Annotated in this window: 20 protein-coding genes and 1 tRNA gene; 13 read left to right on the top strand and 8 right to left on the bottom strand. The window is 72.2% G+C overall.

Going from position 1 to position 25120, the window contains the following annotated elements:
• Positions 1-75: 75 nt before the first annotated feature.
• Together ABD369_RS02600 and ABD369_RS02595 are read left to right on the top strand one after the other, a co-directional pair.
• The gene (locus ABD369_RS02600) at positions 76-333 is read left to right on the top strand and encodes a GlsB/YeaQ/YmgE family stress response membrane protein (protein WP_344634528.1); all 258 of its coding nucleotides are present in this window, start codon (positions 76-78) and stop codon (positions 331-333) included.
• Between the two features lie 310 nt (positions 334-643).
• Positions 644-1561 carry a SigB/SigF/SigG family RNA polymerase sigma factor gene (locus tag ABD369_RS02595; RefSeq protein WP_344634527.1) on the top strand — a complete coding sequence of 306 codons (918 nt, stop codon included), beginning with the start codon at positions 644-646 and terminating at the stop codon, positions 1559-1561.
• On the opposite strand, the gene ABD369_RS02590 is transcribed toward ABD369_RS02595, so the two are convergent.
• Positions 1555-3555, bottom strand: coding sequence for a hypothetical protein (locus tag ABD369_RS02590; RefSeq protein ID WP_344634526.1), 2001 nt, complete (start codon positions 3553-3555; stop codon positions 1555-1557). The two genes, ABD369_RS02595 and ABD369_RS02590, sit on opposite strands and share 7 nt — an antisense overlap.
• Positions 3556-3867: 312 nt before the next feature.
• Between ABD369_RS02590 and ABD369_RS02585 the strand changes: the two genes are divergently transcribed.
• Positions 3868-4206 carry a hypothetical protein gene (locus tag ABD369_RS02585; RefSeq protein WP_344634525.1) on the top strand — a complete coding sequence of 113 codons (339 nt, stop codon included), beginning with the start codon at positions 3868-3870 and terminating at the stop codon, positions 4204-4206.
• 154 nt (positions 4207-4360) lie between these two features.
• On the opposite strand, the gene ABD369_RS02580 is transcribed toward ABD369_RS02585, so the two are convergent.
• Complete coding sequence (locus ABD369_RS02580; RefSeq protein ID WP_344634524.1) at positions 4361-5146, bottom strand: HAD family acid phosphatase; 786 nt, start codon at positions 5144-5146, stop codon at positions 4361-4363.
• A 469-nt stretch (positions 5147-5615) separates the two neighbouring features.
• Between ABD369_RS02580 and ABD369_RS02575 the strand changes: the two genes are divergently transcribed.
• Entirely contained in the window at positions 5616-6722 is a 1107-nt protein-coding gene (locus tag ABD369_RS02575) for a PP2C family protein-serine/threonine phosphatase (RefSeq protein ID WP_344634523.1), read from the top strand.
• A gap of 55 nt (positions 6723-6777) precedes the next feature.
• Here ABD369_RS02575 and ABD369_RS02570 read toward each other — a convergent pair whose 3' ends face one another.
• Positions 6778-7269: a YcxB family protein gene (locus ABD369_RS02570; RefSeq protein WP_344634522.1), complete on the bottom strand. Its 492-nt coding sequence runs from the start codon at positions 7267-7269 to the stop codon at positions 6778-6780.
• A gap of 610 nt (positions 7270-7879) precedes the next feature.
• On the opposite strand from ABD369_RS02570, the gene ABD369_RS02565 reads away from it, so the two are divergent.
• The 3 genes from ABD369_RS02565 (at position 7880) to ABD369_RS02555 (ending at position 12039) form a co-directional block, all read left to right on the top strand.
• Entirely contained in the window at positions 7880-9841 is a 1962-nt protein-coding gene (locus tag ABD369_RS02565; RefSeq protein ID WP_344634521.1) for a glycoside hydrolase family 5 protein, read from the top strand.
• Positions 9842-10072: 231 nt separating this feature from the next.
• The gene (locus tag ABD369_RS02560) at positions 10073-10996 is read left to right on the top strand and encodes an NADP-dependent oxidoreductase (protein ID WP_344634520.1); all 924 of its coding nucleotides are present in this window, start codon (positions 10073-10075) and stop codon (positions 10994-10996) included.
• Between the two features lie 104 nt (positions 10997-11100).
• Positions 11101-12039 carry an AraC family transcriptional regulator gene (locus ABD369_RS02555; protein WP_344634519.1) on the top strand — a complete coding sequence of 313 codons (939 nt, stop codon included), beginning with the start codon at positions 11101-11103 and terminating at the stop codon, positions 12037-12039.
• A gap of 89 nt (positions 12040-12128) precedes the next feature.
• Here ABD369_RS02555 and ABD369_RS02550 read toward each other — a convergent pair whose 3' ends face one another.
• A complete protein-coding gene (locus ABD369_RS02550) occupies positions 12129-13469 on the bottom strand; it encodes an N-acetylmuramoyl-L-alanine amidase (RefSeq protein ID WP_344634518.1) in 1341 nt (446 codons plus the stop codon).
• 627 nt (positions 13470-14096) lie between these two features.
• Between ABD369_RS02550 and ABD369_RS02545 the strand changes: the two genes are divergently transcribed.
• On the top strand, positions 14097-14483 hold the full coding sequence (locus ABD369_RS02545; RefSeq protein WP_344634517.1) for a hypothetical protein: 387 nt from the start codon (positions 14097-14099) through the stop codon (positions 14481-14483).
• Positions 14484-14563: 80 nt separating this feature from the next.
• Here ABD369_RS02545 and ABD369_RS02540 read toward each other — a convergent pair whose 3' ends face one another.
• The 3 genes from ABD369_RS02540 to ABD369_RS02530 all read right to left on the bottom strand — a co-directional run bounded on the left by ABD369_RS02540 (position 14564) and on the right by ABD369_RS02530 (position 17648).
• A complete protein-coding gene (locus ABD369_RS02540) occupies positions 14564-16009 on the bottom strand; it encodes an alkaline phosphatase family protein (RefSeq protein WP_344634516.1) in 1446 nt (481 codons plus the stop codon).
• Positions 16009-16749 carry a hypothetical protein gene (locus tag ABD369_RS02535; RefSeq protein ID WP_344634515.1) on the bottom strand — a complete coding sequence of 247 codons (741 nt, stop codon included), beginning with the start codon at positions 16747-16749 and terminating at the stop codon, positions 16009-16011. Before ABD369_RS02535 ends, ABD369_RS02540 begins: the two co-directional genes overlap by 1 nt.
• A 68-nt stretch (positions 16750-16817) precedes the next feature.
• Positions 16818-17648, bottom strand: coding sequence for an AfsR/SARP family transcriptional regulator (locus tag ABD369_RS02530; protein ID WP_344634514.1), 831 nt, complete (start codon positions 17646-17648; stop codon positions 16818-16820).
• A gap of 270 nt (positions 17649-17918) precedes the next feature.
• Here ABD369_RS02530 and ABD369_RS02525 point away from each other — a divergent pair, with 270 nt between their 5' ends.
• From ABD369_RS02525 to ABD369_RS02510, 4 genes are all read left to right on the top strand, one after another.
• Entirely contained in the window at positions 17919-18656 is a 738-nt protein-coding gene (locus ABD369_RS02525; RefSeq protein WP_344634513.1) for a patatin-like phospholipase family protein, read from the top strand.
• On the top strand, positions 18581-21346 hold the full coding sequence (locus tag ABD369_RS02520) for a DUF3376 domain-containing protein (RefSeq protein WP_344634512.1): 2766 nt from the start codon (positions 18581-18583) through the stop codon (positions 21344-21346). Before ABD369_RS02525 ends, ABD369_RS02520 begins: the two co-directional genes overlap by 76 nt.
• Before the next feature lie 213 nt (positions 21347-21559).
• A complete protein-coding gene (locus tag ABD369_RS02515) occupies positions 21560-22399 on the top strand; it encodes a hypothetical protein (RefSeq protein WP_344634511.1) in 840 nt (279 codons plus the stop codon).
• A gap of 127 nt (positions 22400-22526) precedes the next feature.
• A tRNA-OTHER gene (locus ABD369_RS02510) sits at positions 22527-22644 on the top strand.
• A gap of 119 nt (positions 22645-22763) precedes the next feature.
• Here the strand turns inward: ABD369_RS02510 and ABD369_RS02505 are convergent.
• Positions 22764-23123 carry a nuclear transport factor 2 family protein gene (locus ABD369_RS02505; RefSeq protein ID WP_344634510.1) on the bottom strand — a complete coding sequence of 120 codons (360 nt, stop codon included), beginning with the start codon at positions 23121-23123 and terminating at the stop codon, positions 22764-22766.
• A 244-nt stretch (positions 23124-23367) separates the two neighbouring features.
• Between ABD369_RS02505 and ABD369_RS02500 the strand changes: the two genes are divergently transcribed.
• Positions 23368-25086, top strand: coding sequence for a GMC family oxidoreductase (locus ABD369_RS02500; protein ID WP_344634509.1), 1719 nt, complete (start codon positions 23368-23370; stop codon positions 25084-25086).
• The last annotated feature ends 34 nt before the right edge of the window (positions 25087-25120 follow it).

Below are 25120 nucleotides of genomic sequence, written 5' to 3'. Positions count from 1 at the left end.
AGCCGGGACCGACGGGCAGACGGCCCTCGCGCCGGAGTACTCCGGTCCTGGACACCGAACGGGAGGAAGAAACCGATGGCGATCCTCTGGGCTCTTCTCGCCGGCCTGGTGGTCGGCCTGCTCGCCAGGCTCGTGCTGCCGGGCCGCCGGTCGATACCGCTCTGGCTGACCGTGCTGCTCGGGATGGTGGGGGCACTGATCGGCAACGCGCTGGCCTCCGTGGCCGGGGTCCGCCACACCGACGGCATCGACTGGACCAGGCACCTGCTCCAGGTGGGCGTCGCGGCTGCCATGATCGCCGCGGTCGCCCCCGCCTACCTCGACCGCCGCTGACCGCGTACGCGCCCCGGCGCCCGCGCGGCGACGAGGAGGTCCGGGTATCCACTGCGCGCCGGGCTGTGGCCGCCCGAGCCCGCTTTTCGAGCCCGCTCCCCGAGCCCGCTCCCCGAGCCCGCTCCCCGAGCCCGCTCCCCGGGCTCGGCCTCGGGCTCGGGCGGGAGGCTGTGCGCATTTCGCGCCGCCACCGTGACAGCTGACGGTGATTCGGTGAAGCCCCCGTGCCCCGATGAGTGGCCTGGCCGGGGAGGGGCACCCGAATCCGTGTCGTGTCCGAACCGAGCGCACCGTCGCCAGAGGAGAGAACATGCCGGCCACCGTCACCAGCCCCACGCCCGCCGCGCGCTTCGACCAGGCCCCTCCCGGGGAGCGAGGGGCACCGAGCGCGATCACCGGGGCGGAGGAGCTCGCCGCGCTCGCGACGGGTCTCGGAATCAGGGCGGACGACCTGGCGGAGGTGAGCCCGGCCGACGCGCGCGACCTCTCCAGGGCGCTCCTCGCCAGGCTGCGTGCGGTGGGGGAGGGCACCGCCGAGTACTCCTATGTCCGCGGCACCCTGGTCGAGTTGAACATGACCCTGGTCAACCTCGCGGTGAGCCGGTTCCGGCACCGCGCGGAGCCGGTCGAGGACCTCGTCCAGGTCGGCACGATCGGTCTGCTGCGGGCCATCGACCGGTTCGACCTCTCCTACCAGGTCGAGTTCTCCACCTTCGCGATCCCGACCATCACCGGTGAGATCAAGCGTTTCCTGCGTGAGACCGGCTGGATGGTGCACGTCCCCCGCCGGCTGCAGGACCTGCGGCTCACCCTCGCCAAGACCTCGGACGAGCTGGCGCAACTGCTGGACCGCGCACCGACCGCCGCCGAACTCGCCGACCGGCTCGGGCTCACCGAGGCCGAGGTGACCGAGGGGCTGACCGCCTCCCGGGCCCAGTCCGCACGTTCCCTGGACCTGCCCACCGGCACCGCCGACTCCGGCCAGCCGGTGGCCGACCAACTCGCTGTCGAGGAGCCGGCCTTCGAGACGGTGCTCGACCTGCACACGCTCAAACCGCTGATCGCCCTGCTGCCCGAGCGCGAGCGCAGGATCCTCTCGTTGCGCTTCGGCGCCGAACTCACCCAGGCCGAGATCGGCCGGGAACTCGGGCTCTCCCAGATGCACGTCTCCCGACTGCTCAACCGAACGCTCGCCGGGCTGCGCACCGCCCTGCTCGCCGATCAGTGAGTGCCGGGCCGGCGTCCCTCTCCCACCACGCGCGTTATAGCCCTGGTGCGAAACGGTAGTTCGGAGAACGGGGGCGGTATGGACGACGGTGGCGCGACCGGGTCGGACCGGATGAGTACCAGGCCGGGCGGGCCCGGGGCGCCTGCCGTCCCAGCCGGCCGGGCGGTGGTGCCCGGTGCCGGGGGAATGGCCGGCATCGCCCGGATGGCCGGGCTCGCCTGCGGGCTGCGCGAGGCGTCGCGGCGCCAGACCACGAGGCGGTTGGCCGGGTCGGACCGAACGACGCTCCAGCCGCGCGGTGCCCGGGGCCAGCTCGCGGTGGGCGGACCGTGGCGCGGGGTGGGCAGAACGGCAACGTTCGCTTCGGACGGTGCGGACTGCCGGGCGAAGTCCACGTACCAGACCCGGCCCCGGTCGATCTGGAAGGCCTGCGCGCACTGCACCGCACGGGGGAGGGAGCTGCTGAGCGCCACCAGGTCGTCGGGCCGCAGACCGGCCGCGCGCGGGAACCCGGTGACCGACCAGCGCGGTTCGAGCCCCGGCTGGGAGACTCGGACGGTGATCACGCAGGTCGCCGTCACCGCCCAGACGGCCAGCGCCGCCGTCACGTACGGGACGGCGCGCCGTCCCGGCGCGGCGACCGGTCCGACGCTCAGGGCCAGCACGGCGAGTGCCGCCGCGGTGCTGCGCAGCAGGTGGAAGGCGTGCCAGTCGCCCGCGAGGAAGGAGGAGTCCGGCAGGGCCCACAGCAGGAACTGTTCGGTGCGCAGCCGGTGGCCGGCCAGGACCAGCACACCCGAGCCGCACAGCCCGACCAGCCCGACGGTCGCGGCCGTGTGGCGCAGCAGGGACGGCCTGGGCAGCCGGTGGAGCGCGGCACTGCCCACCAGGAACAGCGCGGGGGCGAAGAGCGAGAGGTAGCGGGCGTAGACGTTGTCGTCGAGCCGGTGGTCCTCCGGCAGGGCGGTGGCCGCACCACCTGCGACGAGTATCGGCGTGATCAGTATCACGGCGGCCACCACCCGCTCTGCCAGGGGGATGTGACGTTGCATCAGCAGCGCGGCACACGCCGTGAACCCGATCCCGCCGATGCCCCAGGTCGAGACGGTGAGGTACCAGAGCTGGCCCAGCACCCGGCCACAAGTGCGGTCGAGCAGAGCGGTGTTCAGCATCCCGGTCAGCGCCTGCGAGCCGACCGAGGACGGCGGAGCGTCGGAGAACCGGTCCTGCAGATATCGGGCCAGCAGCACGGCGGCCGTCGCCGAGGCGCCCAGTGCCGCACCGGCGAGCAGTGTCGCCGCCCGCGGAGTCCAGCCGCGTACCAGGGCGAGGAGCAGCACGCCCGCCGTCACCACGGCGAGCACCACGCCCCGGTCGTGCACCGAGATCGCGTAGCCCGCCAGCAGGCCGAGGCCCGCTCCGCCGGCCGTCCTTCGCCGCAGCGGGCCGTCACGGAGCAGGGAGTGCAGACAGAGCAGCCAGCCGAGTAGCAGGGCGGGCAGGATCGCGTCGGTCAGCGCGAACTGCGAGTAGAACACCGCCGGCGGCAGCAGGGACGCGGTGCCCGCCACTGCGAGGGCCGGTAGGTCCGCAACTCCGGTGCGCCGCAGCGCGAGCAGGCCCAGCGGCAGCACCGAGGCGGCGACCAGCGCGTTCACCGCCAGCACCAGCCGGTACGCCGTCGCCGGATCGTGCGCGAGGGCCAGAGCCGGCGCTACCAGCAGCGAATAGCCGCCGGGCACGACCACCCCGGCCGGGCTGGCCGTGGCCCGGCCGCCGGCGAGCGCCCGGGCGAGTACCAGGTAGGCGTCCTCGTCCGGGTGGACCCTGGGTACCACCCGGTGTCTGATCAGGAACAGCCGGAAGGCCACCTCGGTGAGGTACAGCGTCAGAACGGTGGACCACCGGGCCGCCGGGCGCGCGGTCCGCCGCCGCTCGGTTCGGGATTCGGCGCTCCTCGATCGGTCGGTGGTCTCGGCGGCGGCAAGCGGCACGGCGAACCTCGGCAGTCGGACGGGAGAGCTGCGGGCAGCACTGCGCGCCCGTCCCGCCCCCAGCCGGACCGCATCGGCTCACCGCCCGTTCGTCACCGGGGACCAACGCCCTGGCCCGGCGGGCGGATGCGGACCGGCGGCCCCGGTCAGCCTTACGGGTGATGCCGGCCCCGGCGCCGTGTCGGGGGACCGCCCGGAGGCGGCAGGGCGGCTACCGCCCCGAGGCCGACCGGATGACGGAGATAGGTTGACCCAGTGATCGAACTTCGACGTTTTCCACCGCATCCGGTCCGAGGTGTGCGGATTTACAAGGTGTCACGGGGATGCGGTCCGTTCATCGACGTCACCCTTGACTTCGAACCCGCCGACGAGGGATTCGAGTTCGAGGTGCAGGACGGGATACTCGCGGACTGGGAGTGGCCCGAGGACCTGCCGAGGTTCTTCTCCGCGCTGGCCAGGGGCGTCAGGGAGGAACTCGGCCACGAGGCGTACCGGATGGCCGTCGCCGTGCGCGCGGTGCTGCGGGCGGCGCGCGCCCACCCGATCGACTCCGGCGAGTTCTCCTTCTACGCCGGCGGCGAGCGGGCGGCCCGGGAGGCGGTCGCTCGTGCCTTCGGTGAACCGCCGAGGGCCGAGGAGTGGACGGACTGACGCGCACGCACCGGCCGTTGCCGCGAGGCGCAGGGATCGAGGGCTGCGCGGCCGGTCGTCCCCCGGCCCGGGGCGCGCGGGGGGCACGCCCCGCCCGGGGGCGCCGTGCCTCCGGGCGGGGCGGACGGAACCGCCTACTGCGGCTGACTTTGCGTCAGGGCAGGTAGTACATCGGGTTGGGGATCTTGTAGGTCTTCTCGGCGTAACCGCCCGACAGATCGCTGTACTGGTCACCGAAGTTGGCGACGATCCGGTAGCCGAGGCTCTCGATGTGCGCGCGGGTGCCGGACTTGTACTGGATCACCGTGCAGGTCTTGCCGCAGGGCAGGTACGACGGCGGGGTGACGGTGTTCTTCAGGAACAGGTGCGCCTCGTCGGCCTTCGGGAACCCGACCGCGGCGAGGTTGGCTGCGGTGGCGGCGCGCTGGGTCTCGGGACGCCCGGTGACGTAGAACACGGTGTAGCCGTGCTGCTCGGCCCAGGTCGCCAGGGTGTTCATGCCGAAGACGGCCGGCATGGTCTTGGTGGCGATGTACTGCGCGTTGCTGGCCGGGTTGTAGACGAAGGTGGTCTCCAACTCGTAGTTGTAGGTCGACAGCGAGGTGTCGTCCACGTCGAGCACGATCGCCTTCTTGACGCCGCGCTCGTGCTTGGCCTTGCTCTCCAGGTACTTCTGGGCCTTGTTCTCTATGCCCCGGACCTGGATGGCGTAGTTGCTGTCCGGCGAGGCCCAGTGCTCGCCCTTGGCGTCGACGGTGTCGCCGTAGTACGCCTTGATCTTGCTGACCTCGTCGGTCATGTTGGTGATCTGACGGTCCGTCTTCGGCACCGAGGAGTCGGCGACCGCGAAGCCGCCGCCGGCCACCGCGCCGCCGACGACCACGCCGACCGCGAGGGTGGCGAGGGTCCGGGAACGGCCGTTGAGGGTCTTTCCTGCCATAGTGGTTGATGCTCCTTCTACCGCCGGGCCGCGACGGCGTGGTCCGCCTGTCGCTGGTCGTCCGGATACGGCGCCCCAGAACCTACTGTTGGGTAACTCGGCAGGTCAAGGCGCTCTATGCGCGTCGTCTATGCGCGTCGTCTGCGCGCGGTTCCGTACCGGCGGCCAAGTTCGGCGAGCACGACGTGCGGCCACGACCGATGGCCGTGTCCGGCGGCACCGACGGCGGGAGCCATCTTGTCCGACTGTCTGCGGCATGCCGCGTTCGGCGTAATGGCCGGGACGCAATGTCCGGCCGCGTCAGGCTGTGAGCCTTGATCACGGTCGGTTCGGGAGCCCGTGTGTACAGGTCGCGTGAGCGGATCTTCTGCCTGGATCTCCACCCGCTTTCGTCGCGGCCCCGGAGCCGGTGGTGAGGCGCCGGGCCGCCCGCCGATCGGCGGCGAGGCTCAGCGCCACCGGCCTCGAGGTGCCCGCTCCGCCGGCCTGGGTGCGCTGGCTGCCGGCCGCCTACGTCGCGGGCGTCCTGATCCTGGAGCCCGTGACCCCGGTCCAGTGGCCGGTGAGCTTCCTGCTCATCGCCGTGCCGGTGATCGCCGCCTTCACCTGGGGCCCGGTCGGCGTCGCCGGTGTCACGGCCTTCGCCGTCGGGTTCGAAGCCGTCCTGGCCGGCACCCCCTGCTGCGCCGGCCGCGTCTCGCACGACCTGTGGGAGCGCCACTACGTGGCCTCCTACATCTCCACCGCACTGGTCGGCCTACTCGGTGCCGTCCTGGCCACCCACCGCAAGCGCCAGGAAGCCCACCTGGTCAACGCCAACTCGGTCGCCGAGGCACTGATGCGCACCCTGCTGAGACCGGTACCGCCCCGGGTCGGCCGTCTGTTGGCGGCCGCCCTGTACCGCCCGGCGGTGGTCGGCAGCCTGGTCGGCGGCGACCTCTTCGACATCTGCGCCACCCCGGCGGGCGAACGCGCGATCATCGGAGACGTCCGCGGCAAGGGACTGCGGGCCGTGGGCACCGTCGCCGACATCCTCGGCAGTTTCCGCCAGGTCGTCTACGAGGCCGGTGACCTGCGGCAGGTGGCTGCCGGGATGGAACGCCGGATGACCCGCGAGGTCGAGTCGACCCCCGATTCCGAACTGTTCGTCACCGCGGCCCTGGTCGAGTACGACTCCGGCGCCCAGCAGGTGACGATCATCAACCACGGCCATGTCGAGCCCGTCCTGATCTCCGGCGGCGAGGTCGACCTGGTCACCGGACCGCCCGCCCTCCCGCTCGGCCTGGGCGCCCTGCTCGCCGAGCAGCCCGTCGCGTACACCTGCCGACTGGCCCGCGGCGACGTCCTGCTGCTCTGCACCGACGGGCTGGTCGAGGCCCGCGACCCGGCCGGAGTCTTCTACCCGCTCCTCGACCGGCTGCGCCAGCGCTTCGGCGGCCGGCCGGCCCCGAGCCCCGCCGAGGTCATCGACTTCCTGGACACCGACCTGCCCCGCCACGCCGGCGTCCTGCACGACGACGTCGCCGCCCTGGCCATCACCCCGGACGGCACCGAAGCCCCTGACGTGCAGTCATGATGGTTTTGGGGCGGGGCTCCGACGGGTGGCGCGCAGGGCGGGCGAAGAGGCGGGATCAGCCGAAGGGGCGGTACCAGGGGTGCTTCAGCGGGGGCAGCCGGTGGGCGAAGAAGGCCGAGACCTGGGCGAGCCGCGCCTCGTCGAAGGCCCGCTGCGGGACGAAGGCGACAGCCTTGTTGGTCTGCTGCAGGTACCAGAAGCCGGACCGCGCGGTCACCTGGCGGTAGGCGCTCCAATCGACCTCGGCGCGGCTCGTGCCGGTGTGGAGGGTGAAGTTCTCCTCGGTGATCCGTACGGTCCAGGGCGTCGCGAGCAGCGACGCGCTCTTCTTGGCGGCCAGTCGGACGCCGACCAGCTCCATGAACGCCAGGAGCGCGGGTCCGGCGATCAGCAGCCAGATCTCCGGCTTGGAGCCGAAGGCCTGGTCGAACAGGCCCAGCAGGAAGAGCAGCACACAGAAGATCGAGATCGTCCGGATGCCCGGGCTGTTGCGTATCGCTCTGCGGAGGTCGGCTTGGCTCAGCCGGAAGGTCGCGGTGATGTCCATCAGGAGTTGCTGGTTTCTCTCGGTGTCGCGCCCGGCCGGCGGACGGTCGTACGGGCCCGGCTCCGCAGAAGCGCGGCCCGCCGTCGCGCGGGTGGCCCGCCGTGCTGTCGGGCCATTACATGATCTTCAAGATCCTACCCCGGTGCCGGGACTGTCCAGCGGGTTTCCGCAGGGCGGCGGACCGATCCCATCGTCAGGTAGACGGTCGTGCGGAGCCAGGATTTCGTCTGACGCGGCGGCTGTCCGGAGGTGGTCGGGTTCAGCGATCAGGGTGGCTCCGTCGATCCTCCGTGTCGGGTTGGGCCGCGGTGCCTCAGCGCCGAAGGCCAGTAGTTTCCGGACAACCTGACAGCAAATCAAATGATCTTCTTCCGGTGGATGGCTGTCCGCGCCACCCGAACGCAGGCGGCGGGCGGCGGGTGGCAGGCTCCGGGCGGCGGGCGGCGCCCGCCCCGCACACGGCTGTTCAGCAGCTATCCAGCACGCAAGTCCGTTCCGTTATCCCGTACATGGCAGGATGCATCCGGCTCGACGGGGCAGCGGCATGCCGTCCCGGCACCAGCCTTGCCCACCTACCTCCTCGCAACACCCACCCTCCGAGGGAGAAGTAGTGACAGACAGCAGGCCAGGCCCGGTCCCCAGGGGACTGTTCGGCCGTGCTCTGGTGGTCGCCGGATCCGCGCTCGCCCTGGTCGTCGGTGCGGCCGGCGGCGGTGCGGCGGTCGCGGCCACGCCCGCCGCGAGCCCCGCCGCGAACGTGCTGACCGGTACTCAGCTCAGTGCGTCCTGGACCGGGCCGCTCAGTACCAGGGGACGCTACGTCGTGGACGCGAACGGCGAGCGGTTCAAGCTGAAGTCCGGCAACTGGGAAGGTGCCCAGGGGACTTGGACCGGAAGCGGCGACCCCGCCGACCCGGCGAACCACGCGCACGGCGAACCCGCCCACGACATGCCGCTGGGGCTGGACCGCGCCCCGATGGCGGGGATCCTGGCCGGGTTCCACAGCCTCGGCATCAACAGCATCCGGCTGCCCTTCTCCAATGCGATGGTCCACAACACCACACCGGTGCCGGACTCGGCCGTCGCGGCCAACCCGCAGCTGCGCGGTGACACTCCGCTGCAGGTGTACGACGCCGTGGTCGGGGCGCTCACCGCGGACGGGTTCGCCGTGATCCTCAACAACCACACCACCACGTCCCGTTGGTGCTGCGGCCTGGACGGCAACGAGCGCTGGAACAGCGGCCAGTCCACCGCGCAGTGGGAGGACGACTGGCTGTTCATGGTGAAGCGCTACCAGGACAACAAGCGCGTCGTCGGCGCCGACCTGCGCAACGAGGTGCGCCGTGACACCTTCGACGACCCCAACTGGGGCTTGGGCGACGGCCACGACGAGAACGCCGCCTTCGAGGAGGCCGGCAACCGGATCCTCCAGGCCGACCCGGACATGCTGGTCATCATGGAGGGCATCAACTGGTACGGCATACCGCTGAACGGACTGCCGCACGGGCGGCCGATGCTGACGCCGGTCCAGAACCTCTCCAACACCCTGATCCGCTCGGACAAGCTGGTCTACGCGGCGCACTTCTACGCCTACACCGGCCCGGCCAACAGCGGCGCGGGCAGCGGCCTCGGGGCCACCAGCGACCCTCGCTACGAGGACTTCACGCCCGCCCAGCTCGCCCAGGTGGTGAACGAGGAGGCGCTGTTCGTCACCCAGTCCGGGCAGCACTTCACCGCGCCGGTGTGGGTCAGCGAGTTCGGCGCGGCCGGTCGCGGATCGACCGACGCCAAGGAGCAGGCCTGGCTCCACAGCTTCACCGACGTCCTGGCCGCCAATGACACCGACTTCGCGATCTGGCCGCTGGTCGGCTGGACCGACAACGGCGTTCCGCTGGACAACTGGGCGCTGCTCGACTACGACCAGCACGGCAACCAGCTCAGCATCAACGACCCGGGCGACTGGCGGGCCGCCGACTGGAACCGGCTGGTGAACGCGCCGAGCCTGACCGGCCCGGTCGCACCCACCGCCCGCTGGAACATGCTCAACCTCGACCACGCCGACTACAACGCCTCCGCCCGGATGCTCGGGCAGCCCGACTGGGACTCCGGCGCGCGCAAGGGCAATTGCCCGGACGGCCAGCGACTGATCGGCCTCGGCCGCAGCGACAGCCGCGGCCTGTGCACGGACTCCGGCGAGCCGGCGCAGTCCGGTGGCGCCTACCTGCCGGTCACCGATGAGCGCTATGTGACGGAGGGCGACTGGGCACCCGGCTACAACAAGCTGCAGTGCCCGGACAACTCCTTCGCGGTCGGCTACAGCGTGCGCGGCAACGCCATGTCAGCGCTGCTCTGCGCGCCGTCGAGCACCGCGCTGCCCGCCTCGGGCCGCAACGTCTGGTTCGACCACGGCGACAACCGTCCCGCCACCGGCGGCTCGGTCGCCAGCGACTGGGCCCCCGGCTACTACAAGGGCCAGTGCGCCGACAACGAGTACGTCGCGGGAGTCGCCTACACCTGGAAGTGGCTGCACGGCGGGGTGCCCGACGCCCTGCTGTGCCGCCCGCTGCGCTGACCCCGCTGCGCCCTGCCGGCCGGGCCCACACCCGGGCGCCGGCCGGCAGGGCGCGCAACCGCTCGCGAGCGGTCGGCAGGCCGGCCGTTCGCCAGCGTCAGAGTCCCATTGCCCGGGAGTGCCCGAAGAGAAGACGCCTGGACATGTACGGGAGACTTCAGGCCATTCTGCGTCTCGCCCGGCCTTCCTAGGGTTGATCACGTCAACCGCGAAGGAACAAGGGAGAGTCCCATGCGCGCAGTGGTCCAGAATTCGTTCGGCGGCCCCGAGGTGCTCGAGGTCGTGGAGACCGAGCGGCCGCGGCCGGGGGCGGGTGAAGTCCTCGTCCGGGTCCACGCGAGCGCGCTGAACCCGGTGGACATCGCGGTGCGCTCGGGCATGCTGCCGCTGCTCGGGGAACCGCCGTTCGGGCTCGGCTGGGACATCTCCGGGGTGGTCGAAGAGGCCGGGCCCGGGGCCGGGTTCGCGGTCGGTGACGAGGTGTTCGGGATGCCGTTCTTCCCGCGCGCCGCCTCCGGCTACGCCGAGTACGTCACCGCGCCGGCACCGCAGCTGGCCCGCAAGCCTGCCCCGCTCGACCACGTGCACGCCGCGGCGCTCCCGCTGGCCGCCCTCACCGCCTGGCAGGGACTGGTGGACGGGGCCCGGGTCAAGGCCGGGGACCGGGTGCTGATCCACCGCGCGGCCGGCGGAGTCGGCCACCTCGCCGTGCAGATCGCCAAGGCGCGCGGCGCCCAGGTGATCGCGCTGGCCGGCGCGGCCAGGCACGAGTTCGTCCGCGGTCTGGGTGCCGACGAGGTCATCGACTACCGGGCGGTGGACTTCGCCGAGGCGGTACGGGACGTGGACGTGGTCCTCGACTCGACCGCCCAGGGCGACCGTTCGCTCACCGTGCTGAAGCCCGGCGGTGTGCTGGTCACCATCCTGGAGCACCGGGACGACGCGCTCCGGGCCAGGAGCGAGGCGGCCGGCCGGCGGTTCGCCGGGATCTCGGTCGAGCCGGACGGCGCCGCGCTCGCCACGATCGCGGAACTCGTCGAGGCCGGCCGGATCCGCCCCTACGTCGAGGAGACCTTCCCGCTGGCCGAGGTCGCGAAGGCCCACGCGCGGGTCGAGTCGGGGCGTACTCAGGGGAAGATCGTCCTGACGGTCTGAACCTGCCGGGCCCCAGGGGGCTGATCCCGCCGGCGCGAGGGTGCGGGCCCTCAGGGGACGGGCGGCCCGCACCGCCCCGTGGCGAGCGAGTGAGGGAGCGGAGCATGGACGTCCTGACCGAGGCACTGGCATCGATGCGGACCGGTCACCCGGCGTCGGTCCGCACCGACGGCCGGGCGCCCTGGGGGCTGCAGCTGCCGCCGGTGGCCGGGGCGGGGTTCCACGTGGTGCTGCACGGGACCTGCTGGCTGATCCCGGCCGAGGAGTCCGAGGCCGGCTTCGGGCCGGTCGCCCTGGGGCCCGGCGACGTGGTCTTCCTGCGGGACGGCAGCGGCCATGTGCTCGCCGACGACCCCGCCACACCACCCACCAGGGCCCGGCCGGAGCAGTACCGCCAGGCACCGCCGATCGGATCACTGTCGATCGGCGGAGACGGGCCGCTCACCAGCCTGCTCTGCGGCAGCTACCACCTGGACCAGGCCCGGCCGCACCCGCTGGTCCGCCAGCTGCCCGAGCTGATCCACCTCCCGGCGCGGCACGGCCGGCACCCCGAACTCGCCGCCGCCGTCCAACTGCTCGGCGCGGAGCTCGACAATCCGAGGATCGGCTCGGAGGGCATCGTGCCGACCTTGATCGACTCACTGCTGCTGTACATCCTGCGGGCCTGGTTCGAGGAGCAGCCCGCCGCTGCCGCCCGGGGATGGGCCGCCGCGCTCGGCGATCCGGCGGTCGCACCCGCGCTCGCGGCCATCCACGACGACCCGTCGGCTCCGTGGACCGTCGAGTCCCTGGCTACCCGGGCCGGACTCTCCCGTGCTGCCTTCGCCCGCCGTTTCGCCACCATGGTGGGGGAACCGCCGCTGGCCTACGTCAAGCGCTGGCGGATGACCACGGCCGCCAGACTCCTCCGTGAGGCCGACGTCCCCCTCAGCGCCATCGCGTCCCAGGCCGGCTACGGCTCCGAGTTCGCCTTCGGCAAGGCCTTCAAACGCGAGTACGGCCTGGCCCCCGGCCACTACCGCCGCCAGGCCCAGGCGGCCTGACGCTTCGGGCGGGCCCGGGGCGGGCCCGGGGCGGGCCGGAGGAGTCGGCGCAGGGATCCGCGCCGGGTCCGGCGCCCGCGCACCCGGGCTCAGCCGACCTGGACGACGTCCACGTCCGACGCTTTCACGAAGCCCACCCGGTGACCGATCTGCACGGTGACGTACCCGGTGCGGCCCGGGAAGTACGTGTGGTCGTAGGGGAGTGAGGAGTCGAAGGTCGGCGCGTAGTAGTACCCGGCGGGCGCCTCGCCGCCGCCGGGGTAGGACTGGCCGGCCTTGATGGTGTACGGGAGCGGCGCGCCGGTGCGCGGCTCGGTGAAGCCGGCCGGGTAGTCGGCGGCCTCCGGGTAGGCCACCCCGTACACCTGGACCTCGCTGCGCCCCGCCTTGGGCCGCACCACGGTTCCGGCGGTCGGGGTGGTGGTGCGGGTGCCGCCGGGGGTCTGGAACCAGGCCTTCTGGCCGTACCACCAGATGGCGGTCCAGCCGGGTCTGCGCTCGGCCATCACCGCCTGTTGGGTCGCACTCACCTTGTCGCCCCAGTCGTCGGCGCAGTCGGTGCCCGCCTCGCCCGGCGGGTGGAGCGCCGGGTCGGCGAACAGCGGTGCGGCGGTGGACGGTTCGGTGTACAGCGGGACTGCGCTGCTGGGCTGGAGCGGCAGGTCGGTGTGCTTCTCGCAGTCGCGGAAGGCCTGCAGGTTCTGCGCGAACACCGGGTTGACGGTGACGAGCCGGCTGTCGGGTGCGGCGGTGGGGACGGTGGGCCGTCCGACCAGGGCCATGAAGCGGTTCCAGTCCCAGTACGGTCCCGGGTCCCAGTGCATCGCCTTGGTGCCGGCGGTGGAGGTGGGCGGCACGTTGTCGTGCCCGAGGATGTGCCGCCGGTCGAGCGGTATGCCGTACTCGTCGGCGAGGTGGCGGACCAGCGCGGCCGTCGAACGGTACATCTGAGGCGTGAACCACCCGGCGCCGGCCGTGGCGTAGCCCTCCTGCTCGATGCCGACGGAGTGGGCGTTGACGTAGGAGTTGCCGCTCTGCCAGGCGATGTCCCCGGTCCGCACCATCTGGGTGGTGTGGCCGTCCCGGGAGCGGACCACGAAGTGCGCGGAGGCGGACCGGGCCGGGTCCTGGAAGATCCTCAGGGTGGCCGTGTACCGCTCCTCGGTGTCGTGCAGCACGAGGTACCTGATCCTGTTGGTGTACGGCCGGTCGGAGAGGTCGTAGTTGCCGTAGGCCCGCTTGTCGCCCAGGTCACCGTTCTGCTGGTAGGCCGCCGGAACCCAGTCGCAGCGGAGGGAGCGCGGGCAGTCGGTGCTCTGCCCGGTCGCGCTCGCCGGACCCGGGAACGCCGCCGGGCCGAACGTGGCGAGGCACAGGGCACCGGCGGCGGTGAGGGCGAGTGCGGTACCGATCCGGTGCTTGGTCGTCATGGCAGCCGTCCTGTGGGTGGATTGGGAGGATCACGGCTCGCTTCGGATCGGGTTCCGGAACGGATTGTAGGTGCCGGGACCGATTCCGGGCCCTCTCGGCGCGGTGGCCGCCGGCGCGTACGAGCACCGCCCGACGGTGAAGGACGCGGTCCGGCGGCCGACCGTTGCCCTCCACCGGCCCCGATCGGCGATCAGCCGGATCCGCCCGGCCGGCACGGCGGCTGCCGGCCGTCGCCGGGGAGGGAACGACTCAAGGGCGGCCTCCGCTCCAACGGCTGACGGATCGGCAGTCTCGGAGAGGCGGTTGCGGGAGTCAGGGCCGAAGGAGATGTCGGTTCTATCGATCACGGCGGCCCCAACACCGGCTTCCGGCCGGATGATTCCCGACCGGCTCCATCACCGGGCAGTGGACGTACGGCCGTTGGTGTGGAGTCCCGTGTCCGGCGATCCGGGGCGTGCCCCGACCGGGCGAGGCGTCGCAGGCCGCCTCGGCCCGCTCCGGCTGGTGTGCGGCCGTCCTGTTTGGTGGGATCCAGCGGGGTAGGTCCCGAATTGCAGGGGTATGTCGGCCCGCTTAGCCTGCCAAGTGCCACTCAGCCGCTGATGCCGATGATGAGGAGCACGTCGATGGGAAACCGGACGACCACTACCGAGCGGGCCCTTCCTCGATTCGAGGAGGCCGAAGGTCTGGGGCCGCGGGACAGCCAGTTCGTGAGCGATCTCGTGGCGGTGCTGGAGAAGCACGGGAACCTCGACCGCTTCGGCCTGGTCCTGCTGCACGACCACTTCCCCGTGGGCGACGGCGAGGTCCTGGTCGAGACCCATGACCTGGCCGCACGCACGCTGAACGTCCAGGTCGAGAAGGCGGGCACGACCAAGCACACCAAGCCCTCCCAGTGGCGGTTCGTGAGGACCACCACGAGCGCCGGTGGCAAGGGGGTCGAGAGCCACGCCTACCAGGTGATCCTGCAGTGCAGCCCGGTCAGCGGGTGCCCCGGCAGCGTTGGCAGCTGACTTCGAGGGTCTGGCTCCGACGGTGAAGTCCGACCGCCCGGTCGGGGCGAGCGCAGGCCGGGCGGTCACAGGATGGCTCGTCAGCCTCCCCGGGCTGGGTCCTGGCCCCCGTGGACGGGGACGCCCTGGAGGCGGGTCTGGATGAAGTCCGCGTACGCCTGGGGCGTGAACTGCGTGGGCGGACTGTGGTCGAGCGCGGCCGCCTGGCCCGGGATCATCCGGCGGGCGACGAGGTCGGCGTACACCTGCTGGAGGTGGGTGACCTCGCCCGCCGCGGGGTTGACGGCCGCCGCGGCCGGTGCGGTGACTCCCGCGAGGACGTCGTCGGTGCGCGGTGTGCCGAGCGTGAGCACCGCCGAGACGTCACTGGCGGCGGCGTCCCGGGCGGTGAGCGACGGCAGCGACCAGCGCTGCTCAAGGGTGCGCAGGATGCTGGTGTGGTCGAGCGGTGTCGCACCGCCCGGCGCCCGGAAGACGGTGCCGCGGGCGATCAGCGGGGAGACGAGCACGGTCGGCACCCGTACGCCGAAGCGGTCGAAGCCGAAGCCGAACTCGCCCGCGGTGCCGTCCGCGGGTGGCGCACAGGCCGGGGGCGGCACGTGGTCGTAGCAGCCGCCGTGTTCGTCGTAGGTGAGCACGAACAGGGTCCGGTTCCAGCCCGGGCCGCCGCGCAGGGTCTGGTAGACCTGCTGGATCAGCTGTTCGCCCAACGCCACGTCGAGGACGGGGTGCTGGCTGTTGCCGGCGGCCTGCCAGCTGGGCTCCAGGAAGCTGAACGCGGGTAGCTTCCCCGTCCGGGCGTCCGTCTGGAAGTCGGTGAAGACACCGAAGTGGTCGGCGGACGCGCTGTGGATGTCGGGGAAGTTGCCGCTGGTCAGCGGGGGGTCCTGGTAGCCGTAGACCCGCCAGGTCACCTGGTGCTTGCTGAGCAGGCCGAAGATGCTGGGGCAGGTGAAGCTGTGGGTGTGGTCGTCCAGGTGGCCCTGGCTGGTGGCGGCGCACGCGAAGGCCCGGTTCGGCATGGTCTCGGTCGGGACCGAGCCGAACCAGTGGTCGCACACCGCGTAGCCGCGGGCCAGGGCGGACAGGACCGGCAGCGTCTCGGGCGCGAAGCAGGCCATGATGTCGTCGGCGACGGTGCCCGGGAGGACGGTCTGGTGCGGGTTCTGCTTGCGCAGCACCAGGGTGTCGGCGAAGTTCGTCACGAATCCCTGCATGGTCGCGACCGGCGGCGTGGGAGGGGTGAGGCTGCCGAAGAGCTGCGCGTTGGTCGGGCGGTACCCCTCGCCCGGGTTGGCGCCGGGCATGAAGTAGGGGTGCCGGTCGGTGGGTTCGATGCGGCGGACCTTGACGGCCTGTCCGCCCTTGTCCGGGTTGGACTCGTCGCCGGTCAGCCCGGCGTACTCCTGTCCGGCGTCGGAGACGTTGTTCGGGTAGAGGAACCCGAGCATGTGGTCGAACGAGCGGTTCTCCAGCATCAGCACCACGAGGTGGTCCACGCCCGACAGCGGGTCACCGTCGGACATCAGGACCTCCGGGTGCTCGGCAGCCACTGGTCGCGCGGGGTGCGGCGCCGCTCACGGCGGCTGCCGACGTGCGGCCGGTTGGCGTAGGCGGGGCTCTCGGATCCGGTCTGCTGGGTCCATCCGGTGCCGGACGAGACGTCGAAGACGCCGATGTAGCCGCCGGGCAGTAGTTCGAGCGGCTTCTTGATGAAACCGCCGTGGTCGAACCCGGCGCCGTCGGCGTTGCCGTTGCCGTTGGCGGCGTGCGGCTGGAACCACGACGGGTGGACGAAGTCGCTGACCAGGGTGTCGCCGATCTTGTACGCGTACTCCTCGGCTTCGGGCGCGTCGCACACCTCCATGGCGTACAGCCTGCCCGTGGTCCCGGTCGGCTGGTCGAACACCACGAGGTCGATGTCGGGGTCGCCGAGCATCTCCAGCAGCTCGTGACTGGCAGTCACCGTCCACTGCTGGCCGTACTTCTTGTCGGTGCCCGCGAACACCTTGCCGAGCGGCAGGAAGTTCGAGGTCACGTCGTGGTAGCCAAGGGCGCCGGCCTGGTCGGAGTCGTCCAGCACCACCAGCCACCAGGAGTCGTCGGAGAGCGCCGCCGGTGCCGCGAACGACAGCTGGGCATCCGTCCCCCAGACCGGCGCGAAGTCCCGGCTGACCTGGGTCTGCAGCGCGGGGATGGCCGCCTTGACCTCGTCGTCCGTGAGCGTCCTGCTCTCGTTGGTCACTTCGATCTTGACGTTCGGCATCGTTCCTCCAGCCGTACGCGCAGCGCCTTCCGGCCGGGCGCACCGGGCGTTCGCCCCGCGGCCCTCGGTCACTCCCACTCTGCGCGGCCGGCGTGACCGGGGTGTGACGGCGGTGCGACCGCGTGCGCCACCAGCCGGTTCAGCCACGGCGTCGGCCGGAGGCCCAACTCCCGTCGGAGCAGCTGCTCGTAGTGCCTCAGATCACGCATCGCCTCGGACGGATTGCCCTCGGCCAGGTGCGCCCGGATGAGGCAGGCCCGGCTGCTCTCCCGCAGCGGATCGGCGAGGACGGCGGCGTGGGCGGCCGCGACCGCCTCGCCGTGCCGCCGGGCGGTGGTGAACCGCTCGGCGAGGATCTCCAGGGCGTGCAGCCGCAGTTGGCGCCACTCCTCGGCCTCGGACAGCAGCCAGTCCTCGTACCAGCCGGGCAGCAGATCGGCGGACAGGTCGGCGACGGCCGCCAGACCGAGGTCGTACGCCGGGGCCGGCGCGTCGTCCAGCGCCCGGCGGGCGAGCGAGCGGGCCCGGTGGAGGTCGACGGTGGTTTCCGCGGCCAGGCCGACCTCGGTTGGACTGATCTCCAGAGCCCGTCTGCCCTCGCCGCCCAGCCGGCACAGCGCCGCCCGCAGGTTCGCGTAGGCGCAGTGCTCGGCCGCGTCCGGCCAGAGCGTCCCCGCGATCAGGCGCCTGGGCACGGGCACCCGGCAGCGGCGGAGTGCGACGAACGCCAGCACGCGCTCGGAACCCGCCGGAACGCTGACCGGCTGCTGGTCGACCAGGAGGGCGAAACCGCCGAGTAACTCGAGGCGGACGGGCGAGCGGGTACCCCCGGGCGCCGTGACGGGAAGGCGGGCTCGCACCTCGGCGGCCCCTCGGGCACCCTGATATCCGCGGTCCATGCGCGAGACCTCCGCCACGGGGACGCCAGCGGTCCGGTCGCTTCGACCCTGTCCTCCAGCCATCGTCCGCCCGCCGCCGGACCGTGTCGAATCGCCGGGACCAGCGGCGCACCACGGCCGGACCGGGAGACCCCGGCCGCTCCGCCGCCGTCCCGAGCCGGCTTCGAGCCGCCGGGGGAAGGGGCCGAATGCGTGCTGGGGCGGCGGCCCCGCCGGCCCTGGCCGACACTGCCAACAGCAGGTCCGAGGACGAACCGAGGAGACGTTGTGGTGGACACGGCGCACGAGGGCGCTGACCCGTTGGGCGGCGCGGCCCAGGACGCGGACTTCGACCGCCAGGAGATCCGCCTGGCCGTGGTGCTGAACGGGGGAGTGAGCCTGGCCGTGTGGATGAGCGGTGTGACGCTGGAACTCCACCACCTGGCGATGGTCCGTCGCTGGAACCTGACGGCCTATCGCCCGCTCCTCGAACTGCTGCAGTCCGAGGCACGGGTGGACGTGATCGCCGGTACCTCGGCGGGCGGCATCAACGGCGCGTTCCTCGCGCTCGGGCTCGCACGCAACCGGGACCTCACCGCCATGCGGGACCTGTGGCGCACCGAGGGCAGCCTGGAGCGGCTGCTGCGCAGCCCGCTCCGGAAGAACCCGCCGTCCCTGCTGATGGGGGACGAGTACTTCCTGCCGACGCTCACCGGCGCGCTGCGGCAGGTCCTCGCCTCCCCGCCGCCTGCGGGAGCCGGCCGGCCGGCCCGGGACGCCGCGGAACGTCCGGTCGAGCTCATCCTCACCGGCACCCTCTGGGAGGGGCGGACCACCTCGTTCACCGACGACATGGGAATCGGGATCACCGAGGTGGACCACGACGCGACCTTCAGGTTCGCAGTCCCGCCGACGGCACCGGCGCCCTCGGCGACCTGGCCCAGGACTCGGTCGTGGACCAGCTCGCGGGCGCGGCCAGGTGCACCTCCTCCTTCCCCGGGGCGTTCGAGCCGCACTGGGTCGAGGTGACTGGTCCGCCCGCTCCCGGCGGCGGACCGTGGCCGTCCACCGCCGGCGGCGCCGACTTCGGGCAGTCGCAGTACGTGCTCGACGGCGGGGTACTGCTCAACAAGCCGATCCGCCCGGCACTGGAGGCGGTCTACCGGCAGCCCGCGGGCGTACAGGTGCGCCGGGTGCTCGCGTACGTGGTGCCCGACCCGACCGAGACCACCACCCTGCCCACCGAGGTGCCGTCACCGGAGAACCTCCCGCACGCCGGGGACGCGCTGCTCGGCGTGCTCACCCGGCTTCGTTCGACCGACTCGGTGTCGCGGGAGCTCACCGAGATCCGGACCCGCAACGAGGCGGTCAACCTGCGCCGGCGGGCCAGGGAGCGGCTGGCGGCCGCGCTGACGGGCGGTGCCGAGGACCTGTCCGGACGGGCGTGGGAGGGCTACCTCGAGGTCCGGATCGAGAACGCCGCCCGGATCATCGCTGGACTCATCGCGGCGGGCCAGCGGCCCGGGCAGCCCGGTTGGAGCCGCCGCGAGCTGGCCGACACGCTGCGCGGGCTGCTCCACCGGAAGCGGGGCGGGGGAGGCTCGTTCATCCCCGCCGACCCCTTCGACGCCGCCCTGACCCGGACGGGCGCGGACTGGGACTGGGGCATCACCACGGTCGAACGGCTGGCGGACCTGGCCGTCGACGTACTGCGGCGAGCGGTCCTGCTCTCGCCGATGCGATCCGCGCAGCGCCGGGAGATCGTCGCGGCCCGCAGCCGGCTGAGCCGCACGGTGGAGGGCATCCGCCGGGACCGGCTGACGCTGGACGCCTACTGGGCGGGCGCCCCGGCCGGCGGCGAGGTGGAGATGCCGGACGGCGAGCTGCGCCGCCTCCCGCCCATGCCGGCCCGCGAGCCGGACGGGCTCGGCTCGGTGACCGCCCCGGACGCTCTCGCGCGCTGGCTCGACCAGGTCGTCGACGGCTGGGTGCGGACGGGGACGCAGGGCGGGAGCGGTGAACGCAGGCAGCGGCAGTACCAGCAGGCCTGCGAGGTGGCCGCGCACCTGGGGGCCTGCCGCGACGCCATCGCCGATGTGGTCGCGATCGGGCGGACCGTCGAGTCCCAGCGTCTGGAGAGCCGGCGGCTGGCGGACCTGCACGACTACCTGTTCGCGCCGGGACCGGTACCCGTCGAGGGTGCGGAACCGCACCTACTGCGGCGGATGCTCCGGCTCGACGTGGTCCAGCTCGCCTTCGCGGGCGCGAGCCAGGAGGTCGAACAGGAGGTGGAGCTGATCCAGTTCTCGTCGACCGCCCCGGAACTGCTGACCGGCGTGCAGCTCCACCACTTCGGCGCGTTCTACCGCCCGTCCTGGCGGGTCAACGACTGGCTGCACGGGCGGATGGACGGCGCGGTGCACATCGTGCGGATGCTGCTCTCACCCGACCGGCTCCGGCAGTGCGGCGCGGTGCTGGCGGACGGCGGGCCGGCCTCGCCCGAGCGGAGCTCCGAGCTGCGGCGGCGCCGCGCGGACGAACTGCTCGGTCTCCTCCGGGAGTGCGCCGTCGCCACCGGCCCGCAGGGCGCCCTCGACCGCGACTGGCTCGCGGAGCGCTGGGAACTGGAGGACGAGGAGGAGTGCCGGCGCTTCATCGAGAGCGTCGTCACGGTCATTCCCCGGAAGGCGGCGGACGGGCCTGACGCAGCGGAGGTGCCTGACGCACCGGATACGCCGGACCCATCGGTTCAGACCGCTTCGGTCACTCCGGCCGTCTCCGCTTCCGCCGGGCAGGTGCGGGGCGGCGCCGACGACACTGCCCGACTGGGCCCGGGTGGTGCCACGGTGCCGGGTTCGGCGGCGGTCGACGCGGCCGGGCTGGCGGCCTGCGTCCGGGCGGTCAGCAGATCGGTGCAGACCTCGATCCTCCGGGAGGAGATCGGCGCGCTGGCGGACTCGATCCGCGGCGAGGCCCCCGACGACCGCACCGAGGCCAGCCGGACCTGGCTGGACTGCTACGACGGCAAGCAGAAGGACACCGGCGGCGTGCTCCGGACGGACGACCTCTGGTACCTGTGGCGGGCCGCCGACGCGATCGGGCGCGAGCGGATCCCGGGCGACATGGGCAGCGACACCTTCGCCCGTACGATCGCCCACGCGGCCGCGGCCGCCGCCAACACCGTGACCGCGCTCAAGCCCCGGCATGCCGCTGCGCACGCCCCGGGCCCGCACGGGACCAAGTCGGTCGGCATGGTCCTCGCCGCCTTCCGCGGCTACACCCTGGCCGTCTGGGGCATGGTCTCCTTCCTCACCCGTCGGAGCCGCTTCGGCACCCGGGCGGTGGAACTCGCCGTCGCCGCCGGCGGGGTACTCCTCGCGTGCGCCCTCTTCGTGCCCGGTCTGCCGATGGCCTTCACGCTCGCCGGTGTGCTCCTGCTGCTCGCCGGGTCCTCCGCGGCGGCGTTGCTGACCAGGGGAGCCCGCGGGGTGGGAGGGCGCCTCGCGGTCCTCGCCGTGCTCGTCGCCGCCGCGCTGGGCTATCTCTCCTGGGAATGGGTGCACCGCTCACCGGCGGACGCGGAGAGCGTGCTGATCAGGATCGGGGTGGGCGCGCTCGTCGTCCTGGCCGGATGGTGGGTGGCCCGGTCCCAACGGGAGGCCCGGAAGACCCGGGTACGGGGGAGGGCGGAGCCGGAGGGCAGTGCACGGCAGCCGTGACCACCCGGCATCCGACGCTTCGGGGGCAGGAGGACCACAACTGCTGCGGCTTCGCCGGGGCCGGGCGGTCGGCGGTCCGCTTCCCGCAGCGGTCGTGGGGAGTTGACCCGACGTCAGTCCGGTCGGTCGTCGGTCAGGGGGCCGGCGCCCGTCCCGTAACCGGAATCGGCCGGGCCTCCCTGAGGCCGGGGCGGACACTTCACAATGATCGTCATGAGCCCCAGTCCCGCGAACGAACAGCATGATGACGCCGATCAGCCCGCCGGGCCCGACACGCCCGTCGGACCCGGCGCCACCCCTGAGCTCGCCGCCGCGCTCCACCAGCGCCTCGACCGGATCGAAGCGCTGATCTCCACCACCACCTCCACGCCGGCCGGCACCTCGCCGGCCATCCGGCCCGTCTGGCGCACCGAGACCGAGGCCGAGCAGCGCTGGGCGGTGACGGTCGTGATCCTGGTGGCGGTGGGCCTGCAACTCGTCCTGCCCGCCCGGCTGACGATCCATCCGCAGTGGATGCTGCCGGCACTGGAGTTGGGCCTGCTCTGCGCCCAGGTGGTGATGCACCCGCACCGCCGGCTCGACCTCAGCACGCGCGCGTTGCGCGCGGTGAACCTCAGTCTGGTCGGGGCGATCAGCCTGGCCAACGGCTGGTCGGCGGTGAAGCTGGTGCGCGAGCTGGTGAGCGGGGCCGGCGGCTCCAATGCGACCGAGCTGCTGATCACGGGCGGCGCGATCTGGGCGACCAACGTCATCGCCTTCGGGCTCTGGTACTGGGAGTGGGACCGCGGCGGTCCGGCCGCCCGCGCTCTCGGCACCGCGGACTACCCGGACCTGCTCTTCCCGCAGATGCAGCAGCCGGAGATCGCCCCGCCCGCCTGGGAGCCGGGCTTCCTCGACTACCTGTACGTCGCCTACACCAACGCCACGGCCTTCAGCCCGACGGACACCATGCCGCTCTCGCGCTGGGCCAAGATGCTGATGATGACGCAGTCGACGATCTCGCTGCTGACGGTGGTGCTGGTGGTCGCCCGCGCGGTGAACATCCTGCAGTGACCTGTTCTCCCGGGCGCTGCTTACCGGTTTGCGGCCCTTCCGTACCGTTCCCGGTAAACCCGGTGGCGCCGTCCCGGCGGGCTTCCATACGATCGCCGCAGCGGGACCGCGCAATCCCGCAGGATGCGGACCGTGGCAGAGCGGCCGATTGCAGTCGCCACCCGGAGGAACCCCGGGTGGCGATCGATGGGGGAGGGGCGGACCTGCTCCGAGCCCGTCCGCGGGTTCGAATCCCGCCGGCTCCCGCATCCGTCCAGGACGGGCAGGCGGCGCCGCGGGCCCTCACGCGGACGGCCTCTCCGGCACCGATCGCGTCAGGTCGCGGACTCGGCAGGCCGATCGGTGCGGGAGCGGTCCGGCGGTCTCACATCTCGGGCCCGTAGGCACCGAGGCCCCGGCAGACGAGTCCCCCACGGAACGTCAGCACCTCGGCGACCGCCTGGCCCCGCTCGTTGCGGTAGTTGATGACCACGGTGTCGATTGAGGCCCGGACGTCCTCGACGGTGAAGTGGAGATCGGGCAGGTGCTGGAGCCCTTTGGTCCAGTACGCGCGCAGGGCGTCCTTGCCGCGTACCTCGCCCGAGGGGTCCGCGAGGAAGTGGACGATCCTGGGCGAGGTGAAGACGACGTCGTCGGTGAAGTGGGCCAGGACCTGCTCCAGATCACGGGAGTTCCAGGCGGCGGCCCACTCCTCGGCGAAGTGCTGTGCGAACGCAAGATCCATACCTGGGGATGCTAACCGTACGGGACGGGGTGCGTCCCGGACTTCCGGGATCCGGACGCGGCCGGGGGCCCGGACCGCCGGTGGACTCGGACTTCAGCAGCCGCTCGTGCGGCTGTCCGGCGGGCCGGCTGATCCGCTGCCGGGTCGCGGCCCGCCATGGGCCCTGCGAGGATTGTCATGGCTCGATGACCGAGGGTGACAGGCGTGTCTCGCGCGACGATATCCGGTGAAAGAGTGGGGCCACGTGTCCGATACACAGGCGTTTGACGTCATCATCGTCGGCTCCGGGGCCGCCGGTGGAATGGCGGCGCACGAACTCGCCGCGGCGGGCCTCCGGGTCCTGATGCTGGAGGCGGGCCGGGACTACGACCCCGGCACCGAGACGCCGATGTTCAACACCCAGGAGGCCGCGCCGCTACGGGCGGCCGTGACGTCGGACAAGAAGCTGGGCTTCTACGACGCCACCGTCGGCGGAGGCTGGGCCATCCCGGATGAGCCCTACGTCCGGCCGGACGGTACCCAGGCGGACGGCACCCTGCCGGACAGCGACCGGTCGTTCGGCTGGTGGCGGCCGCGGATGCTGGGCGGCCGCACCAACCACTGGGGACGGGTGGCGCTACGCTTCGGCCCCTACGACTTCAAGCCGAAGACGCGTGACGGACTGGGCTTCGACTGGCCGATCGAGTACGACGATCTGGCGCCCTGGTACGACAAGGCCGAACGCCTCATCGGCGTCACCGGCCTTCCGCACGGCATCGAGAACGCCCCCGACTCCCCGCCCGGCGTCCAGCTTCCGCCGCCGCCCCCGCGCGCCCACGAGGCCGTCCTCACCAGGGCGTTCGAGCACCTGGGCATGAAGGTGGCGGCGATCCGGGCGGCCGTTCTCACCCGCCCGTTGAACGGACGTGCGGCGTGCCTGTACGCGACGCCGTGTACGAGCGGCTGCTCCAGCCGTTCCAACTTCCAGAGCACGACCGTCCTCATTCCGCCCGCCCGCGCCACCGGGAACCTCACCGTGGTGTGCAACGCCATGGTGTCCCGGGTCGACGTCGACGCGACCGGCCGGGCCACCGGGGTCACCTACAACGACCGGGAGACCGGATCCGAACTCTCGGTGACGGGAAGGGTGGTGGTGCTGGCGGCGGGAACCTGCTCGTCGGTGCGCATCCTGCTCAACTCGAGGAGCGACGTATTCCCCAACGGGATCGGGAACAGCCGCGGTCTGGTCGGCAAGTACCTGATGGACTCGGTCGAGTTCTCGCGGTCGTCGCAGATCCCGATGCTGGAGAAGCTGCCGGTGCTGAACGACGACGGCATGTTCACACCGCACATCTACGTGCCGTGGTGGCTGCTGCAGGAGCAGGCCGAGGGGCAGCTCGGTTTTCCGCGCGGGTACCACATCGAGCCGCGCGGCGGCCGCAGGATGCCGACCACGGGCGTCGGCGGTCTGGTGGACAGTGGGTCCGCGACCTACGGCGACGACCTGCGCGCGGAGGTGCGGCGGAAGTTCGGTACGAGCATCACCCTCATCGGCGAGGGCGAGATGATCCCGAACGAGGACTCCTTCTGCGAACTCCATGCCACGGCCAAGGACAAGTGGGGCATCCCGGTGCTGCAGTTCCACTGGAAGTGGGGGGATTCGGAGGTCCAGCAGGCCATGCACATGCAGGAGACCTTCAACAAGGTCTTCACCCTGCTCGGCGGGGCGCCGGACAACAGCGAGTTCAAGATGTCGCCGGGCGGCGGGGCTATCCACGAGGTCGGCGGCGCGCGGATGGGCACCTCGCCGCAGGACTCCGTACTCGACTCCTACAACCGCTGCTGGGACGTGAAGAACCTGTTCGTCATGGACGGCGCCGCGTTCGCGTCCAGCCCGGACAAGAACCCCACGCTCACGATCCTGGCGCTGGCGGCGCGAAGCTCGGCCCGGATCCTCGAACTGATGAAGGGCGGCGGACTGTGACCGCGTGCGCCCGACCGAAAACCCGGCAGCAATC

Source organism: Kitasatospora cystarginea (assembly GCF_039533515.1).
Classification (GTDB): Bacteria; Actinomycetota; Actinomycetes; order Streptomycetales; family Streptomycetaceae; genus Kitasatospora; species Kitasatospora cystarginea.
Note: the sequence above shows the minus strand (reverse complement) of the source record. Positions and strands in the feature narration are given on the sequence as shown.

Excerpts from the sequence above, each read along its gene's own strand:
- ABD369_RS02600 (WP_344634528.1), top strand. The coding sequence starts at position 76 with ATGGCGATCCTCTGGGCTCTTCTCGCCGGCCTGGTGGTCGGCCTGCTC.
- ABD369_RS02595 (WP_344634527.1), top strand. The coding sequence starts at position 644 with ATGCCGGCCACCGTCACCAGCCCCACGCCCGCCGCGCGCTTCGACCAG.
- ABD369_RS02580 (WP_344634524.1), bottom strand. The coding sequence starts at position 5,146 with ATGGCAGGAAAGACCCTCAACGGCCGTTCCCGGACCCTCGCCACCCTC.
- ABD369_RS02570 (WP_344634522.1), bottom strand. The coding sequence starts at position 7,269 with ATGGACATCACCGCGACCTTCCGGCTGAGCCAAGCCGACCTCCGCAGA.
- ABD369_RS02560 (WP_344634520.1), top strand. The coding sequence starts at position 10,073 with ATGCGCGCAGTGGTCCAGAATTCGTTCGGCGGCCCCGAGGTGCTCGAG.
- ABD369_RS02555 (WP_344634519.1), top strand. The coding sequence starts at position 11,101 with ATGGACGTCCTGACCGAGGCACTGGCATCGATGCGGACCGGTCACCCG.
- ABD369_RS02550 (WP_344634518.1), bottom strand. The coding sequence starts at position 13,469 with ATGACGACCAAGCACCGGATCGGTACCGCACTCGCCCTCACCGCCGCC.
- ABD369_RS02545 (WP_344634517.1), top strand. The coding sequence starts at position 14,097 with ATGGGAAACCGGACGACCACTACCGAGCGGGCCCTTCCTCGATTCGAG.
- ABD369_RS02540 (WP_344634516.1), bottom strand. The coding sequence starts at position 16,009 with ATGTCCGACGGTGACCCGCTGTCGGGCGTGGACCACCTCGTGGTGCTG.
- ABD369_RS02535 (WP_344634515.1), bottom strand. The coding sequence starts at position 16,749 with ATGCCGAACGTCAAGATCGAAGTGACCAACGAGAGCAGGACGCTCACG.
- ABD369_RS02530 (WP_344634514.1), bottom strand. The coding sequence starts at position 17,648 with ATGGACCGCGGATATCAGGGTGCCCGAGGGGCCGCCGAGGTGCGAGCC.
- ABD369_RS02515 (WP_344634511.1), top strand. The coding sequence starts at position 21,560 with ATGAGCCCCAGTCCCGCGAACGAACAGCATGATGACGCCGATCAGCCC.
- ABD369_RS02505 (WP_344634510.1), bottom strand. The coding sequence starts at position 23,123 with ATGGATCTTGCGTTCGCACAGCACTTCGCCGAGGAGTGGGCCGCCGCC.